We start from the raw sequence: 14,797 nt of genomic DNA, 5'->3' as shown, positions 1-14,797 counted from the left end.
GCGCGTGTCCAACGTGCGGACCGCGCGTGTCCTACGTTCGCGCACCCCGAGTTGAACGCTCAGAACAGTTGATCTTGTTCTGAGCGTTCAACTCGGGTGTTCCGAACGTAGGACACACGCGACGTGAACGCAGGACTCACGCGGTCAGTAGACGAAGCACTCCGTGCTGCTGCCCGTGAAGCCCGCCGCACGCACGTCGGCCGGGGCGAACGAGCCGGCGAACCGGCGCTCGACCTCGGCGCGCTCGGCGGCGTTCGGCAGGTCGTTGCGGCACGACACCGGCGCGCTGGAGCCCGACATCAGGTCGGCGCACAGGCCGGTCCGCCGGTCCGGCAGGCCGAGGATGTGGCCGATCTCGTGCGTCGAGATCCGCGGCCGGTAGTAGCCCTGCTGGACGGCCTGCCGTCCCATGTAGACGGTGCCGTTGCCGAGCGACGAGACGTAGGCGCGCGGCCAGCCGTTGTCCGCGAGGATGCGGATGTTGACGCCGGAGGTGGACGTCCGGCGGGCCAGCTTGACGTTCGACACCGAGTTGTTCCAGTTCGTCGCGGCACGATCCCAGTCCGCCACGAACTCCTGGGCCTGGCTCACGTCGTAGTACAGGGTGCGCACCAGGGCCTGCGGCTCCGCCGACGCGGCGGGCGCCGCCACCGCGACCAGCGGCAGCAGCAGTCCCAGCACGCCGGCGAGGACGCCGACGGCCTTTCGTACGAGCATGGTGGTCTCCTTGGGGTACAGGGAAAGGGAGCCGTGTGACAGGGGAGGCTCCCACCACCCAACGAACCAGTGCGTAGCCGGTTGTCACCAGCCCCATACGTAGGGTTGTTCGGCTGTGATCGGGGGCGTCCGCCGTGTGAAGCTGCGGCCATGACAGCCGAGACCACTGTTTCCCGGTGGCGTGACCAGGCGCTGGCGCCCCTCCTGCTCGCCTACCACCTGCGGACCGAGGCCGAGAAGGGCGTCGCGGTGTCCGCCGTCGGGGACCTGCCGCCGCGCTACCGGGCCGAGGTGCTCGACCCGCGGGCCGCGTTCGCCGCCGACACCGTGTGGGTGGCCGAGACCGGCGGGAACGCGGTGGGCTGCGTGGTGGCGTCCGCGTCGACCGGCGGCTCGCTGGAGGTCAAGAGGCTGTGGGTGGACCCGGCCTGTCGGGGCAAGGGGGCGGCGAAGGCGCTGGTCGGCGCGGTGCTCGGCCACGCCGCCGACATCGGCGCGGCCTCGGTGCGCCTGTCCGTGTGGCACTGGCGGCACGACGCCATCGGCCTCTACGAACGCCTCGGCTTCACCCGGGTGGACTCCTGGGACGACCGGCCCGGCCTCGTGTGCATGGAACGCCCGGTAGGGAATAGTTGACTCTGACTAGTCGCTCATGGATAGTCAGAGTTGACTAGGAGGTGGCGGTGAAGTCCAAGCGGAAGGTCGGCAACCTGCTCGGGTTGGCGGTGCTCGGCTATCTCGTCCGCGAGCCCATGCACCCCTACGAGCTGAGCCGGCTCATGCGGGCGCACGGTGACGATCGCAGCATCAAGTTCACCCACGGCTCGCTCTACATGGTGTTCGGGCAGCTGGCGAAGGCCGGGTTCATCGTGGAGCACGAGACGTCCCGCGAGGGGCAGCGGCCGGAGCGCACGGTCTACGCGCTGACCGACGCCGGTCGTGCCGAGCTGAAGGACTGGATGCGCGAGCTCGTCGCCGAACCGGTGCACGAGCACCCGCGGTTCGTCGCGGCCCTGTCCATGATCGCGGCCCTGCACCCGGACGAGGTCGCAGCCCTCCTGCGCGACCGCCTGGACGGGCTGCGCCGGCAGCTGGACGAGGCCGAGGCGGTCGTGGCCGGCGCCGACGCGCACCCGCTCTTCCTGGTCGAGGAGGAGTACCGCATCGCGCTGCTGAACGCCGAGGTGGCGTTCGTCCGGCACTTCCTGGAGCGCATCGACGACTGGCGCCCGCTGTGGGCGGGCTTCCACGAGGGGGAACGATGAGAGCGACCGTCATCGGCGGCGGCATCGGCGGGCCCGTGGCCGCGATGGCCCTGCGGAAGGCCGGGATCGAGGCGACCGTGCACGAGCGGTACGACCGCACGGCCGACGGCTCGGGCGGTGCGCTGAGCATCGCGCCCAACGGCTTGCAGGCCCTGGAGGTGGTGGGCCTGGCCGACGCGGTGCGCGCGATCGGCACGCCGATCACCGCGATGGAGTTGCAGAGCTGGACGGGCAAGACCCTCGGTCGGTTCGGCAGCGAGCCGCCGCAGCTGCTGGTGTGGCGCTACGACCTCTACCGCGTGCTGCGCGACGAGGCGGTCCGGCGGGGGATCGCCATCGAGCACGGCCGGGAGCTCGTCGACGCCGTCGACCGCGGCACGCACGTCACCGCACGCTTCGCCGACGGCTCGGAGGAGGACTGCGACCTGCTGGTCGGCGCGGACGGCATCCGGTCGACCGTGCGGCGGATCATCGACCCGGACGCGCCGGGCCCCCGGCACACCCGGCTGCTCGGCTTCGGCGCGCGGCTGGCGCGGACCGGTGAGCCGTCGACCGGCGGCGCGATGCGGCTCGTGTCGGGCAAGCGCGCGTTCTTCGGCTACCAGGTCGACGACGACGGTTCCGGCGGCTGGTTCGCCAACCTGCCCCACCGGACACCGCTGACCACGGCCGAGGCGAGGTCCACGAGCCCGCAACGGTGGCTGGCCGTGCTGGGCGAGGCCTTCGCCGCCGACCGGACGCCCGCCGCGCGCATGATCGCCGCCACCGACCCGGCCGACCTCGTCGTGACGGGCGCGTTGGAGGACGTGCCGAGCGTGCCGAAGTGGAGCCGCGGCAGGCTGGTCCTGGTCGGTGACGCCGCGCACGCCACGTCGCCGAGCTCGGGCCAGGGCGCTTCGCTGGCGTTCGAGAGCGCCGTGCAGCTGGCCCGCTGCCTGCGCGACCTGCCGCACGACGAGGCGTTCCGGACCTACGAGGAGCTGCGCCGCGGCCGGGTGGAGCGGATCATCGCCCAGGCCGCTCGGACGAACCGGGACAAGGCCGCCGGTCCCGTCGGCCGCCTGCTGCGCGACGCCCTGCTGCCCTTGGTGTTCAAGGTCGCCGACCCGGCGAAGTTCACCTGGCAGTTCGACCACCGGATCGAGTGGGACGACACCCTCAGCCACGCCTAGTGCGTCTTGTCGTGGCGATCGGCCATCGCCTGGCAGGCGTTCACCACCGTGACCTCGCGGAAGTGCTTCGCGGCCTTGTCCCAGGTCCACGTCAGCTTCTCCCCGTGGTACTCCATGTCCAAGTCGCTGAAGGTCGGCTCGAGCATGAAGTCGCGCTTGGTGTCCACGACGAAGGCGCTGAGCGTCGTGCCGGTGCCGGTGTCCCCCAGCAGGACCGTCGCCTTGTCCCACGGGTCGTCCACGGCGCGCTCGGCGACGTCGCAGAGCTTGACCCCGGCCGTGTTCGTGCCGTTCGTGCTGAGCAGGTCGTCGGCGAACTTCCCGTGGTCGAGGAACTCGACGAGCTCGCGCACGTGGTCGCCGACAGCTGATCGTCACGCTGGGGGATCAGTGGTTCCGCCGGTGTCCGGCGAACACCGGACACCGGCCGCCGTCGTCTCGCGGAGCACCGCCCACGCGTCCGCCACCGGGCCGACGTGGCCGAGCTTGTCGGGGTTGATCACCGTGCGGATGGTCTGGACCCGCCCGTCGAGGACGTCGAGCGCCCACGTGTTGACCACCTTGCCGTCCCGGTCGCGGAACACCGCGCCCGGCTCGCCGTTCACCTGCCGCGGCTCGACCACACCGCCGATCCGGACGAACGGCGGCACGAGCGCGGCGAGCACCCGGGCCACCTCCTCCGCGCCGACGAACCGCGCGGCCCACTGCGGGGCCTTGCCGCCGGCGTCGCCGATCAGCTGCACGTCGGCGGCGAGCAGCTCGCGCACCCCGTCCACGTCACCCTCCCGGAAGGCGTCGAAGAACCGCCCCGCCAGTTCCTCCCGCTCACGCCGGTCGGCCTCGAACCGGGGCCGGCCCGCGTCCATGTGCCGGCGCGCCCGCACCGCGAGCTGGCGGCACGCCGCCTCCGACCGCCCCACGGCCGCCGCGACCTCGGGGAAGCCGAACCCGAACACCTCCCGCAGCACGAAGACCGCGCGTTCGAGCGGGGACAGCCGCTCCAGCAGGAGCAGCGCCGCCACCGACAGCGAGTCCGCCAGCTCCGCCGAGCGCTCCGGGTCCTGGTACGGGTCGGTGAGCAGCGGTTCGGGGAACCACGGTCCGACGTACTCCTCGCGCCGGACGCGGGCCGAGCGCAGCACGTCGATCGAGATCCGGGTGACCACCGCCGAGAGGAACGCCTTGGTCGACGTCGGTCGGGTCGGGGAGGCGTCGTGGCGCAGCCAGGTCTCCTGGACCGCGTCCTCGGCCTCGCCGACGCTGCCGAGGATCCGGTAGGCGATCGAGAACAGCAGCGGTCGCAGCTCTTCGAACTCCTCGTCACGGGTCACCAGGACACCGGGCCTTCCTCGCCGAAGAACCCGCCGGTCGGTCCGTCCGCGCCGAGCGTGGCCAGCCGCACCACGACCGAGGCACCCTGCTCGACGGTGAGGAACCCGGTGTGGTTGTTGCTGTCCGTGTCGACGTAGCCGGGTGCGACGGCGTTGACGAGCACGCCGTCCGCGCGCAGCTCGTTGGCGTACTGCACGGTCAGGGCGTTCAACGCGGACTTGGACGGCGAGTACGCCGCCGACGGCAGCAGGGCGGCGAACGGGCCGTCGGGATCGCTCGTCAGGGTCAGCGACGCGGCGTGGCTGCTGACGTTCACCACGCGGGGCGAGGGTGAGCGCCGCAGCAGCGGCAGCACGGCGTTGGTCACCGCGATCACCCCGAAGACGTTGGTCTCGAACACGGCCCGGACCATGTCCAGGTCGACGGTGCTGGGCACCTGGTCGTGGGCGTCCGCGGGCGAGACCTGCCCGGAACCGGTGATGCCGGCGTTGTTGACCAGCACGTCGAGGCGGCCGAAGCGCTCCTCGACGTGCCTCGCGACCTCCCGGGCGGTCGCCGGGTCGGTCACGTCCAGCGTGACCGCGTGCGCGTCGCCGCCCGCCGCGCGCAGGGCCTCGGCGGCCTCCTCGCCTCGCCGCGGGTCCCGGGCGCCGACCAGGACCGTGAAGCCCAGCGCGGCGAGTCCCCCCGCGACCCCGCGGCCGATCCCCTTGTTCGCCCCGGTGACCAGCGCGACCCCGTGCTCGCTCATGACCTGCTCCCGTCCTCCGCCTGACCCTGTCGTCGGAACACGAGACGAGACAGCCCGGGCTCCTGTGACATCCACCCGGGAACACCGCCCGCCGGAGATGCCGTCCACCCTCGTTGCCGGTAGTTTTCGGCATGGCCTTCACCGATGAGGAGATCGCGTACCTGCGGTCGCAGCCGCTCGGCCGGTTGGCGACCCTCGGTGCGGACGGGCAGCCCGACGTCGTGCCGGTGGCCGTCGAGTTCGACGGCACGTTCCTGTGGGTCGGCGGCGGCGCGACCGTGCGCGGCACCCGGAAGTTCCGCAACGTCGCCGCCGGGAACCACAAGGTGGCGCTGGTGGTCGACGACCTGGTGTCGGTCGAACCGTTCGTGGCTCGCGGCATCCGCGTGTACGGCGACGCGGCCCAGCCCTGCGACCGGGTCGGCATGGTCGGTCCCGGCACCTACCTGCGCATCACGCCGACGGTGTCGTGGAGCTGGAACCTCGCGGGCGAGCCCGTGGGTGAGGAGTGGTACCCGGCGGCCAAGACCGTGCACTAGGAGAAGCGGCTCAGCAGCAGGTCGAGGCGGGCCCGGCGGTGGCCGGCGCGCAGGCGCCGGCCGTGGTCGAGGGTGGCCTGGCCGTGCAGCGCGCTCCAGAACACCTCGATCCTGGTCTCCAGGTCGTCGTCACCGGCCAGGGGCGAGACGGCGGCCACGAACTCGCCGAACGCGGCCCGCAGCTCGGGCGGCGTCTCGGCGGTGCCGAACGCCAGGTCGACCTCCCGCACGAACATCGCGTCGTACAACGCGGGCCGCTCGGCGGCGAAGTCCAGGTAGGCGATCGCCAGGGCTCGCAGCGCCCGCGCGGGCGAACGGTGGGCCGTGCGGGCGGCGCGCAGGCGCTCTGTCATGTCGACGAAACCCTGCACGGCCACCGCGCGCACGATCGCGTCCTTGCCCTTGAAGTGGCTGTAGAGCACCGGCTGGCTGTACTCGACGCGCTCGGCCAGGCGACGGGTGGTGACCGCGTCCCACCCCTCGGCCTCGGCCAGCTCCCTGGCCGCGTCGACGATCAGCCGCCGGCGTTCGGCGCGTTCGCGCTCACGGCGCTCCTGGATGGACACACCTCGATGCTAGCAGCGCTAGACATTCGAGCGCAGCACAAGCTAGTGTCGCTCTTGTACCTAGCACTGCTAGCACTTGGGAGTCGGGACATGTCCCACCACCGGATCGACACGGTCCTCGCCGTGCTCGTCGTCCTCGCCGGCTTCTACTTCGGCCTCAGCTTCCTGCTCGACGGGCAGGGCTCGGCGGCGGGTTTCGGCATCGACCCGTGGCCGCAGGAACCGGGGTACTTCGTGGTCAAGGGAGTCCGCGACATCGCCTACGCGCTGACCGCGCTGATCCTGCTGCTGCTCCGGCACCGCCGCGCCCTGGGCTGGGTGGTGCTGGCCGACGCGGTCATCCCGATCGGCGACTGCATCGCGGTGTTCACCAACGGCGGCACGGTGGCCTACGCGCTGACCGTGCACGGTTCGGCGGCTGCCCTCGTGCTCGTCGTGGCGGCCTCGCTGCTGTGGGAGACCCGGAAGCGGGAGACCCCGAAGGCGGACACCCTCAAGCCGCAGACCCTGGAGACCCTGAAGCGGTGAGCAGGAACGCGGGGGACCACCAGTAGTCGTGCAGCCGGGTGACCCGGACCTCGGTGAACCCGGCCCGCTCGACCTGCTCCGCCCACCGCGCCGCGGGCTGCTCCCAGGTGGCCCGGGTCGCGCCCGGCACCAACTGGCCGGTCAGCACCGGCATCAGGAACCCCTGCGCCACCAGGTCCCGGTCGTCCTCGTACTCGGTCAGCCCGCGTTCGTAGGCCTCGGCCAGGAACCTGAGGTGCTCCGGGCTCGCGGGCGGCAGGTCCGGCACGTCGAACTCGACCACGGCGAGCACGCCGACGTGCCCGACCAGGTCGGCCAGCACGCCGTCGCGCACCTCGTGCGGCAGCGTGTGCAGGGCGAACGTCGACTGGGCCACGTCGAACACCGCGTCCGCCGGCAACGCCGCCGCGAACGGCTCCACCCTCGTGTGCCGGGCGTCGACGTCGTGCCCGGCCAACGCCCGCACCGCCTCGTCGAGCAACGCCGCGGACGGCTCGACCAGCGTCACCGAGGCCGGTGCGTGCTCCGAGGCCAGTACGGGCCGCAGCGCCCGCCCGTCACCGCAGCCGATGTCCAGCAGGCTCGACGGCCGCGTGTCGGCGTACACCCGCCCCAACGCCTCGGTCACCGCCCCGTAGAGGCCCACGTTGCCGCCGCCGTCGATGAACGCCTCGAAGGCCGCGGGCTGGTCGTACACCGAGCCGTCCCGCCCCGCCGCCAAGTGCTCGGCCAACGCCGCCGCCAACGGTGTGCCCCCACCGCGCAGTGCCTCCCTCGCGCCGCCGATGTCGCCGTCCGCCAGTGCCCGCAGAGCTTCGTCGATGTGGTTCGTCACGGCCCCGAGCATGCCAAACGCGCACGTCGTAACCCGGAGTTGGCCGGACGTTGGTCCGTCGTTGGCGCGCCGCGCTGCACTGTCGCCCGGACGGATCCGAGCAGGGGGAGAGATTTTCGTGGGAACGCGAGGGCACGGCGGCGACGCGGCCGGGGAGGGCCGGCGATGACCGACCAGTGGACCGGAGCCGGGATCTTCGAGAGCTACGCGAGCTTCGTCAAGACGATCGAGGGCGACGCGCAGAGCGAGACCGAACGCGTCCTGGACATCACGTTCGGCGCGATCGACGTCGTGGCCTCGACGGTGGCGTTGGCGATCGACCCGATCGGCACGCTGCTGGCGGCCGGGATCGGGTGGCTGATCGAGCACGTCAGCTTCCTGCGCGAGCCGCTGGACATGCTGATGGGCGACCGCGACGCCATCCAGGCGCACATCGAGCTGGTGAAGGCGGACGCCAAGCAGATCCGCGACCAGGCCGAGCTGCACAAGACCGCGATGGCCCAGTTCACCGGCTGGGAGGGCAAGGCGGCCGAGGCGTTCAAGCAGAGCATGGACCGGCTCGGCGGCGAGCTGGACTCGTTGGCCGAGGTCGTGGACGGCACGGCGCGCGTCACGGCGGTGACCGGCACGCTGATCATCATCCTGCGCGACATCGTGCGCGACCTGATCGCGGGCCTGCTCGCCCAGCTCGTCAAGGGCGCGTTGATCGCGGCGGCGGCAGCGGTGTTCACCCTGGGCGCGTCCATCGTCGGGTTCATCGGGTACGCGGTCGGGGCGGCCACCGCGCTGGCGGTGCAGATCGGCGCCCGGATCGCCAAGCTGATCGCCGCGCTGGGCAGGCAGGCCGCGCGGCTCGGCAAACTCGGCGGTTCGATGGGCTCGATCGCGCAGGGCTTCTCGCGGTTCGGCGACGCGGGCGGCATCGTGCACGAGACGGTCAAGGCCGGTGGCGGTTACGGCGACTTCTACGGCGACGGCAAGAGCGGCGCGCCGGACCAGTCGAAGGCGGCTGTCTGATGGCCCGCGTGGGAGGTGGCGGTGGTTCCACGCCGCCGCCCGGCAGCCCGGACAGCACCACCAGCACGACCAGCAACCCGTTCAGCGACAAGTACGAGGTCAGCCCGCCGCCCTCGCCGAACCCGTTCTCGGACTTCTACCAGATCAGCGACAACGGCAGCGCGATGAGCCTGGACAACCTGGACTGGCAGGCGCAGAACCTCGACAACCTGGGCGACGGCCTCACCACGACGAGCCAGAACCTCGGCTCGCACCAGGCCACGGCGGACGCGTACGGCGCGTTCGGCAGCATGATCGCGTCGCCCCTGAACACGACGATCAGCCAGGGCGCGGACACGACCAAGGCCGCCGCGGACGCCGCCGCCAACGCCGCGCAGAAGGTCCGCGACTCGGCCGAGACGATGCGCACGACCGACAGCGACATCTCCGACAACCTGAACAACATCGGGCAGGACACCACCGTCTACCAGGGACCGCCCGGCTCGTCGGGCGGGCGTTCCGATGGCGGCACCAACGGCCAGGGCGACACCACCAACGGCGACAACAGCACCGTGCAGCCGCCTCCCGAGGTGTCCGGTGACAGCCCGATGCCGCCACCGCCGAACGCCACGCCGATGCCGAACCCGGACCCCAGGCCGATCGGCGACCGCATCGGCGACATCCGGCAGCAGCTCGGCGTCACCAACGACGTCGGTGCGGTCGTCGTGCCCACGGGCAACCGGCCGGACGGCCGCCCGTACACCCTCGACACGCCGGTCATGGACCTGCCGCCGGGGAACCGCCACGGCCTCACCCCCGAGCAGCAGGGGATGACCCTGGGCGAGATGATGGGCTTCCCGCCGGACCTCATGGCCGACCCGGACTTCGCGGGCACCCCGGCCAAGGACGCCCTCGACATGCAGGGCGGCGGCGCCTACAACGGCGACAGCAACCTGCTCATGCTCGACGACCAGCACAACGACAACGCGACGCTGGTGCACGAGGTCGGGCACGCCAGGCAGAACGAGCACGGCTTCGACCACCACAACTCGCACAACACGTTGCTGGAGTACCAGAACGTGCTGGTCAACGAGAACGCCCACCACGACGCCAACGGCAACCCGCCGCGGTTGTCCTACCAGCCCCCGCCGGGCCAACCCCCGACCGACTGGAACGGCCTGCGCGACTACGTCCAGGGCAACCCGGTGACCCTCGACGGGCGGCAGTTCACCATGAACCCCGCGCAGCGGGACCAGAGCCTGGTCCTGCTCGACCAGATCGAGCAGCTCACCGGCCCCGGCGGCCCGTACGCGGCCGACGGGGCCCGGGTGCGCGACAACCTGATCAAGGAGTTCTTCGCCAAGGAGAAGCAGTTGCAGGGGTAGTGCCCGCCCGGCCCCCGGCTAACCTCGGCCGGGGGCGGGGCTGCGCATCACGATCAGGTCGCCGTGACCGCCGTACCCCAGCACGGGCTCGGCGTACTGCGTGCCGTCGAACGTGATCAGCCACCACTCGCGGCCGACCGGCAGCAGCATCGGGTGCGGGATGTTCGTGCCGTACGGCGCGTCGAGCGTGCCCAGCTTGTGCATCGCCAGGTCGTACACCGGGTAGTTGCGCGCGTCGCCGTCGCTGGCGAAGAGGTACCACTCGCGGCCGACGCGCTGGATGATCGTGCCCTCGGTCTGGTCCACGGCGGTGTCCGCGCCGACCAGCCGCGTCGCCGTGTAGTCCGCGCCGGGTGCGGCGACCGCGAGCGCCGGGTGGAAGACGAACGCCGGCTGCTGCGCCTCGCTCTCCACGAACGCGAGGTGCCAGCGGTCGTTCACGCGGGTCAGGGCCGGGTCCCACGAGCTGACGGAGGTCGGCAGCGGGAGCCGCTCGGTGCGCAGGACGTGCACGCCGCGCAGCACGTTCGCGGTGGTCGCGGCGTGCCGGATGTGCACGCCCCGGAACGCGAAGTCGCCCCACGAGCTCATCAGCACGATGAAGCGGCCGGTGCGGTCGTCGTACACGACCTGCCCGGCGTGGTCGCCCAGCACCACGCCGTCGCGCTCGAAGAACAGGATCGCGACCTGCTCCAGGCGGGACGGGTCGGCCAGGTCGATCGTCCACACCGCCCAGTGCGCCTGCTGGAAGAAGCCCAACCCGGCGTTGGTCATGGTCAGGTACAGCTTGCCGTCGCGGATGAACGGCCTGCCGTCGGCGTGCTGCACCACGTGCGGGTCGCGGACGCCCGCCTGGCCGAAGTAGCCCGCGCGCACCCGGCCCAGCCGCACGTCGCCGCCGCGTCCGCCGTAGACGTAGTCGAGGCCGCCCAGCACTGCGGGCACCCGCAGGTCGACCAGCGCGCGCACGCCGTCCCGCTCGGTCAGCACGGGTTGCCAGCCCGTGCCCGTGCCGGTGGTGTCGACCAGGACGGTGACCGCGTTCTCGTTGACCACGACGGCGAACCGGAACGCGCCGGTCACGCGCACGTCGGCGGACTTCAGCGTGGTCGTGGCACCGCCGGTGGTCACCTCGATCGTCGCCTTGCCGGCGGTCGCGTCGAGCGTGCCGAGCACGGACGTGCCGCCGCCGGCCAGGCCCGCCACCACCACGCCCTCGGCGCGCTGCACCTCCACCAGCACCGAACCGAACGGCGCACGGGGCCGCACACCGGTGCTGACCAGCGTGTTCGCGGTGGTGGGCGGTGGTGTGATCGCGCTGTCGTACTGCACGAACCGGGGTGCGACGAGGTCGAACGGGCGGTGCTTGTGCGCCACCGCGAAGTGCAGGTCGAACGGAGTCGGGGACGGCTGACCCATCGCGGGCACGTTACCGAACAGTGTCGAGAGCGCCCCGACCGCACCGGCCGCCCCGGCGTGGCGCAGCAGCGTGCGCCGATCCATGTCCCGTGCCGCCATCGGACCTCCTCGGACTCCTGCCGGTACTTGTTAACCATGTGTTACAGGTAGGTGTGACCAAGTGTCCAGAGGGCGGCGGGTTCACGCGGTCAGCACGAGCTTGCCCCGGCCGTGGCCCTCGGCGGCGGCCCGGTGCGCCTCGGCGGCGTCGGCCAGCGGGAACGCGCGGCCGACGGTGGTGACGAGCCGGCCCTCCGCGGCGAGAGCGGCGACTTCGGCCAGGCGTTCGGCGGACCGCCGCGGCGGGCCCTGGGTGAACACCACGCCCAGCTCGGCGGCGGCCTGCCCGTCGGCGATGGTGACGATGCGATCCGTGCCGCCGCGCAGCTCGATCGAAGCCGGCAGCGCGCCCTTGCCGGCCACGTCGAACACCGCGTCCACGCCCTCGGGCGCCAACGCGCGCACCCGCTGCACCAAGCCCTCGCCGTACGTCGTCGGCGTGGCGCCGAGCGCGGCGACGTGCTCCTGGTTGGCCGGACCGGCGGTGCCGATGACCCGCAGCCCCGCCAGCACGCCCAGCTGCACGGCCACCGTGCCCACACCGCCCGCCGCGCCGTGCACCAGCAGCGTCTCGCCCGGCTTGACGCCGAGCAGGCCGAACACGCGGTCGGTGGTCTCCAGGGCCACGGGCAGCGTCACGGCGTGCTCCCACGACAGCCCTACGGGCTTGCGCGCGACCGTGGTGGCCAACGCGTGCTCGGCGTACGCGCCGGTGTCGGACCAGCCGAGCACCTCGTCACCGACCGACCAGGCGGTGACGTCCGAGCCGACCGCGTCGACCACGCCCGCGACTTCGAGGCCGAGGATCGTGGGCAGCGGCGTGCTGAAGACGGCTTCCATGGCGCCGGAACGGATCTTCGCGTCGTACGGGTTCACCCCGACCGCCCGCACCCGCAGGCGCACCTGGCCGGGGCCGGGCTCGGGTCGTTCGACCTCCTCGAGGCGCAGGGTCTCGGGACCGCCGAAGCGGTTCAGCACAACGGCTTTCACGGTGTCTCCTCGGTGGACGCGCGGTGGGCGGTCGAGCGCTCGACCGTACGTCACCGCGCTCAGCCGGCCGCCGGCACCTTGGTCACCAGGCGGGGGTCATGACGGGGCCGCGTGCTCCTCGGGGCGGAGCTTGGCGACCAGCTCGCCGCGGCTGCGCACGTCGACCTTGCCGAACACCGACTTCAGGTGGTCCTGCACGGTGTGCGCGGAGATGGTGAGCCGGGCCGCTATGTCCGAAGTGGACCGTCCCGCGATGACCTCGTGGCACACCTCGCGCTCCCGGGCGGTGAGGCCGTAGGCGGCCAGGAGCAGGCCGAGCAGCTCGCCGCCGGACGCCCGTTCGACGGTCACCACCGTCTCGCGGTCGTCCTCCGCGATCAACCGGCCGGCCTGCACCAGGACCCAGCCGCCGGACGCGTCGCGCACGCGTGCCCGGAACGTGCCGGACGGCGCCGCCCGCGCGCCGGTCACCACGGCGCGCAGCACCACCGCGAACCGGCCGGGCGCGATCGCGTCCAGCTCCTCCCGCCAGGTCCGGGCGGCGGCCGTGGCCGCACGCGGCTCGCCGTCCGGGCCGACCACCACGATCGCGGGCTCGCCACCGGCCCGGTGGGCGCCGGTCCGCGCCGCGACCCTCGTCGCGGCGGCCAGCGCGGGCGCGATGGAGGCGACGAACCCGACCTCCCGATCGGTGAACTCGCCACGCCGCACCATGCCCGCCGCGGCCCAGCACGTGCCGTCCACCCGGAACACCGCGCGCAGCTCGTGCCCGAGGCCGAGCGGTCGCCACACCTCGTTGAGCCTGCCGCTGCGGGCCACCTCGCGGCGCGGCACGTCCGACAGCCGCGCCACCGGCTCCGGGCGGCGGGCCAGCTCGGCGAACGTGTGCGGCTCGCCGCCGCCGTACTCGCAGGCCGCCAGCAGCGGCTCGTACTCGGCGGGGATCGGGTTCGGTCCGCTGGTCATCGTGCTGATCACGGCGGTGTCCGGGTCGAGCGACGCCCAGCAGGTCAGGTCGGTCGGCACGACCCGCTCGACCACGTCGATCGCGGCCCGGTGCAGCTCGACGACCCCGAGCCCCGCCGCGGCCAGCGCGGCGATCTCGCGTCGCGCGCCGACCGCCCGGCCTTCCCACATGGCCGGAGTATGCGCCGGTGACGGCCGCGCGGCCATCCCACATTTCCGGGATGGCAGGCGGTCGCGGACCGCTCCTACCGTCGGGTCATGAAGGCAGGGGAGTGGTCGTCGTGAACGTCGTCGCCCAGGTCGCCGCCGGGGTGGCGGCGGGGATCCACGTGCTGGTGTTCGTGTGGGAGACGCTGCTGTTCCGGCGGCCCGGCGTCCACTGGGGCGTGTTCAAGGTGCCCGCCGAGGACGTCGAGCCGGTCCGGTTGTGGTCGTTCAACGTCGGCCTGTACAACCTGTTCCTCGGCTCCGGGACGGTCATCGGCCTGATCGCGCTCAACACGGGCGACGAAGCGGTCGGCCGCGCGCTCGTGTTCTACACGTGCGGTTTCATGGTCCTGGCCGGCCTCGGCCTCGCCGTGTCGGACCGCCTCGCGATGAGCCGCCCCAAGGGCTCCGGGGTCGTCGGCGCGATCGCGCAAGTCACCCCGGCGCTCGTCGCGATCGTCGCGCTCGCCCTCGCGTGACTACCGCCCGGGACGGCCGGAGGCCGCTGATCACCGGTGGACGCAGGAGGTCAGCGCCGTGAACGCCGCCCAAGCCTCCTCCGGCCCGAACAGTCGCGGCGGCAGCACGTAGCGCACCGCCTCGTACGACAGGTCGCCCCACGGCTCACGCCGGTGCACGCGGCCGAGGACGCGATCGCAGCCGGTGCACGCGAGCCACGGGACCACGACGAGGTCCTCCTCCGCGACCGGCTCGCCGCCGACCACCCGGACCCGGCCGCCATCGCGTGACCGGCAGCGGCGCAGGGTCGGTTCGACAGACTCCCGCACGCCCCAGACCTCGGCGATGACCGCGAGGCTCGCCCGCTCGTCCCCGCCGATCGCCACGTCACCGTCGACCAGACCGGTGACGAGCAGGTCGAGGCCGGCCTCCTGCTCGCCGATGTCCCGGCACTCGAGCACGTCCCTCGCCCGGTCGGGCGGCAGCAGCGCCGCCAGTCCGCGCCACGCGGCTGCCTCGTCGTCCACGTCGGCGAGGCTAACCGGACGATCGACTCGGCCGATGTGTCGGT

18 protein-coding genes are annotated in these 14,797 nt (G+C 72.6%); 8 read left to right on the top strand and 10 right to left on the bottom strand.

The window, feature by feature from the left end:
- Positions 1 to 144 precede the first annotated feature (144 nt).
- Positions 145 to 717 carry a snapalysin family zinc-dependent metalloprotease gene (locus tag LNK82_RS33705; protein WP_230570958.1) on the bottom strand — a complete coding sequence of 191 codons (573 nt, stop codon included), beginning with the start codon at positions 715 to 717 and terminating at the stop codon, positions 145 to 147.
- 150 nt (positions 718 to 867) lie between these two features.
- Here LNK82_RS33705 and LNK82_RS33700 point away from each other — a divergent pair, with 150 nt between their 5' ends.
- The 3 genes from LNK82_RS33700 to LNK82_RS33690 are packed head-to-tail and all read left to right on the top strand — an operon-like array spanning position 868 to position 3,154.
- Positions 868 to 1,353 (top strand): GNAT family N-acetyltransferase, encoded by a 486-nt coding sequence (locus tag LNK82_RS33700; RefSeq protein ID WP_230570957.1) that lies wholly within the window; start codon positions 868 to 870, stop codon positions 1,351 to 1,353.
- Positions 1,354 to 1,400: 47 nt separating this feature from the next.
- Positions 1,401 to 1,982, top strand: a complete 582-nt coding sequence (locus LNK82_RS33695; protein WP_230570956.1) for a PadR family transcriptional regulator — start codon at positions 1,401 to 1,403, stop codon at positions 1,980 to 1,982.
- On the top strand, positions 1,979 to 3,154 hold the full coding sequence (locus tag LNK82_RS33690; protein WP_230570955.1) for an FAD-dependent oxidoreductase: 1,176 nt from the start codon (positions 1,979 to 1,981) through the stop codon (positions 3,152 to 3,154). The genes LNK82_RS33695 and LNK82_RS33690 overlap by 4 nt, the downstream gene beginning before the upstream one ends.
- Here the strand turns inward: LNK82_RS33690 and LNK82_RS33685 are convergent.
- From LNK82_RS33685 to LNK82_RS33675, 3 genes are read right to left on the bottom strand one after another with little or no spacing between them, the layout of a single operon-like run.
- On the bottom strand, positions 3,151 to 3,507 hold the full coding sequence (locus tag LNK82_RS33685; protein ID WP_230570954.1) for a hypothetical protein: 357 nt from the start codon (positions 3,505 to 3,507) through the stop codon (positions 3,151 to 3,153). The two genes, LNK82_RS33690 and LNK82_RS33685, sit on opposite strands and share 4 nt — an antisense overlap.
- A 21-nt stretch (positions 3,508 to 3,528) precedes the next feature.
- Positions 3,529 to 4,485, bottom strand: coding sequence for an RNA polymerase sigma-70 factor (locus tag LNK82_RS33680; RefSeq protein ID WP_230570953.1), 957 nt, complete (start codon positions 4,483 to 4,485; stop codon positions 3,529 to 3,531).
- A complete protein-coding gene (locus LNK82_RS33675) occupies positions 4,482 to 5,237 on the bottom strand; it encodes an SDR family NAD(P)-dependent oxidoreductase (protein WP_230570952.1) in 756 nt (251 codons plus the stop codon). The genes LNK82_RS33680 and LNK82_RS33675 overlap by 4 nt, the downstream gene beginning before the upstream one ends.
- Positions 5,238 to 5,368: 131 nt before the next feature.
- On the opposite strand from LNK82_RS33675, the gene LNK82_RS33670 reads away from it, so the two are divergent.
- A complete protein-coding gene (locus LNK82_RS33670; RefSeq protein WP_230570951.1) occupies positions 5,369 to 5,776 on the top strand; it encodes a PPOX class F420-dependent oxidoreductase in 408 nt (135 codons plus the stop codon).
- On the opposite strand, the gene LNK82_RS33665 is transcribed toward LNK82_RS33670, so the two are convergent.
- On the bottom strand, positions 5,773 to 6,342 hold the full coding sequence (locus LNK82_RS33665) for a TetR/AcrR family transcriptional regulator (protein WP_230570950.1): 570 nt from the start codon (positions 6,340 to 6,342) through the stop codon (positions 5,773 to 5,775). The genes LNK82_RS33670 and LNK82_RS33665 overlap by 4 nt on opposite strands.
- Positions 6,343 to 6,432: 90 nt before the next feature.
- On the opposite strand from LNK82_RS33665, the gene LNK82_RS33660 reads away from it, so the two are divergent.
- Complete coding sequence (locus tag LNK82_RS33660; protein ID WP_230570949.1) at positions 6,433 to 6,870, top strand: DUF4267 domain-containing protein; 438 nt, start codon at positions 6,433 to 6,435, stop codon at positions 6,868 to 6,870.
- Here the strand turns inward: LNK82_RS33660 and LNK82_RS33655 are convergent.
- A complete protein-coding gene (locus LNK82_RS33655; RefSeq protein WP_230570948.1) occupies positions 6,836 to 7,705 on the bottom strand; it encodes a class I SAM-dependent methyltransferase in 870 nt (289 codons plus the stop codon). The genes LNK82_RS33660 and LNK82_RS33655 overlap by 35 nt on opposite strands.
- A 165-nt stretch (positions 7,706 to 7,870) precedes the next feature.
- On the opposite strand from LNK82_RS33655, the gene LNK82_RS33650 reads away from it, so the two are divergent.
- Positions 7,871 to 8,722: a WXG100 family type VII secretion target gene (locus LNK82_RS33650; RefSeq protein WP_230570947.1), complete on the top strand. Its 852-nt coding sequence runs from the start codon at positions 7,871 to 7,873 to the stop codon at positions 8,720 to 8,722.
- Complete coding sequence (locus tag LNK82_RS33645; RefSeq protein ID WP_230570946.1) at positions 8,722 to 10,086, top strand: hypothetical protein; 1,365 nt, start codon at positions 8,722 to 8,724, stop codon at positions 10,084 to 10,086. Before LNK82_RS33650 ends, LNK82_RS33645 begins: the two co-directional genes overlap by 1 nt.
- A gap of 18 nt (positions 10,087 to 10,104) precedes the next feature.
- Here LNK82_RS33645 and LNK82_RS33640 read toward each other — a convergent pair whose 3' ends face one another.
- The 3 genes from LNK82_RS33640 to LNK82_RS33630 form a co-directional block, all read right to left on the bottom strand.
- On the bottom strand, positions 10,105 to 11,604 hold the full coding sequence (locus LNK82_RS33640; protein WP_230570945.1) for a hypothetical protein: 1,500 nt from the start codon (positions 11,602 to 11,604) through the stop codon (positions 10,105 to 10,107).
- An 81-nt stretch (positions 11,605 to 11,685) separates the two neighbouring features.
- The gene (locus tag LNK82_RS33635) at positions 11,686 to 12,594 is read right to left on the bottom strand and encodes an NADP-dependent oxidoreductase (RefSeq protein ID WP_230570944.1); all 909 of its coding nucleotides are present in this window, start codon (positions 12,592 to 12,594) and stop codon (positions 11,686 to 11,688) included.
- A gap of 96 nt (positions 12,595 to 12,690) precedes the next feature.
- Entirely contained in the window at positions 12,691 to 13,731 is a 1,041-nt protein-coding gene (locus LNK82_RS33630) for a helix-turn-helix transcriptional regulator (protein ID WP_230570943.1), read from the bottom strand.
- Between the two features lie 110 nt (positions 13,732 to 13,841).
- Here LNK82_RS33630 and LNK82_RS33625 point away from each other — a divergent pair, with 110 nt between their 5' ends.
- Positions 13,842 to 14,246 (top strand): DUF1304 domain-containing protein, encoded by a 405-nt coding sequence (locus tag LNK82_RS33625; protein WP_230570942.1) that lies wholly within the window; start codon positions 13,842 to 13,844, stop codon positions 14,244 to 14,246.
- Between the two features lie 30 nt (positions 14,247 to 14,276).
- Here LNK82_RS33625 and LNK82_RS33620 read toward each other — a convergent pair whose 3' ends face one another.
- Positions 14,277 to 14,753 (bottom strand): hypothetical protein, encoded by a 477-nt coding sequence (locus LNK82_RS33620; protein WP_230570941.1) that lies wholly within the window; start codon positions 14,751 to 14,753, stop codon positions 14,277 to 14,279.
- Positions 14,754 to 14,797: the final 44 nt, after the last annotated feature.

This window comes from Saccharothrix luteola (genome assembly GCF_020859565.1).
Classification (GTDB): domain Bacteria; phylum Actinomycetota; class Actinomycetes; order Mycobacteriales; family Pseudonocardiaceae; genus Actinosynnema; species Actinosynnema luteola.
This window is presented reverse-complemented; position numbering and strand designations above follow the sequence as displayed.

Coding starts and splice junctions, on each gene's coding strand:
- LNK82_RS33705 (WP_230570958.1), bottom strand. CDS start 717: ATGCTCGTACGAAAGGCCGTCGGCGTCCTCGCCGGCGTGCTGGGACTG.
- LNK82_RS33700 (WP_230570957.1), top strand. CDS start 868: ATGACAGCCGAGACCACTGTTTCCCGGTGGCGTGACCAGGCGCTGGCG.
- LNK82_RS33690 (WP_230570955.1), top strand. CDS start 1,979: ATGAGAGCGACCGTCATCGGCGGCGGCATCGGCGGGCCCGTGGCCGCG.
- LNK82_RS33675 (WP_230570952.1), bottom strand. CDS start 5,237: ATGAGCGAGCACGGGGTCGCGCTGGTCACCGGGGCGAACAAGGGGATC.
- LNK82_RS33670 (WP_230570951.1), top strand. CDS start 5,369: ATGGCCTTCACCGATGAGGAGATCGCGTACCTGCGGTCGCAGCCGCTC.
- LNK82_RS33660 (WP_230570949.1), top strand. CDS start 6,433: ATGTCCCACCACCGGATCGACACGGTCCTCGCCGTGCTCGTCGTCCTC.
- LNK82_RS33650 (WP_230570947.1), top strand. CDS start 7,871: ATGACCGACCAGTGGACCGGAGCCGGGATCTTCGAGAGCTACGCGAGC.
- LNK82_RS33645 (WP_230570946.1), top strand. CDS start 8,722: ATGGCCCGCGTGGGAGGTGGCGGTGGTTCCACGCCGCCGCCCGGCAGC.
- LNK82_RS33640 (WP_230570945.1), bottom strand. CDS start 11,604: ATGGCGGCACGGGACATGGATCGGCGCACGCTGCTGCGCCACGCCGGG.
- LNK82_RS33630 (WP_230570943.1), bottom strand. CDS start 13,731: ATGTGGGAAGGCCGGGCGGTCGGCGCGCGACGCGAGATCGCCGCGCTG.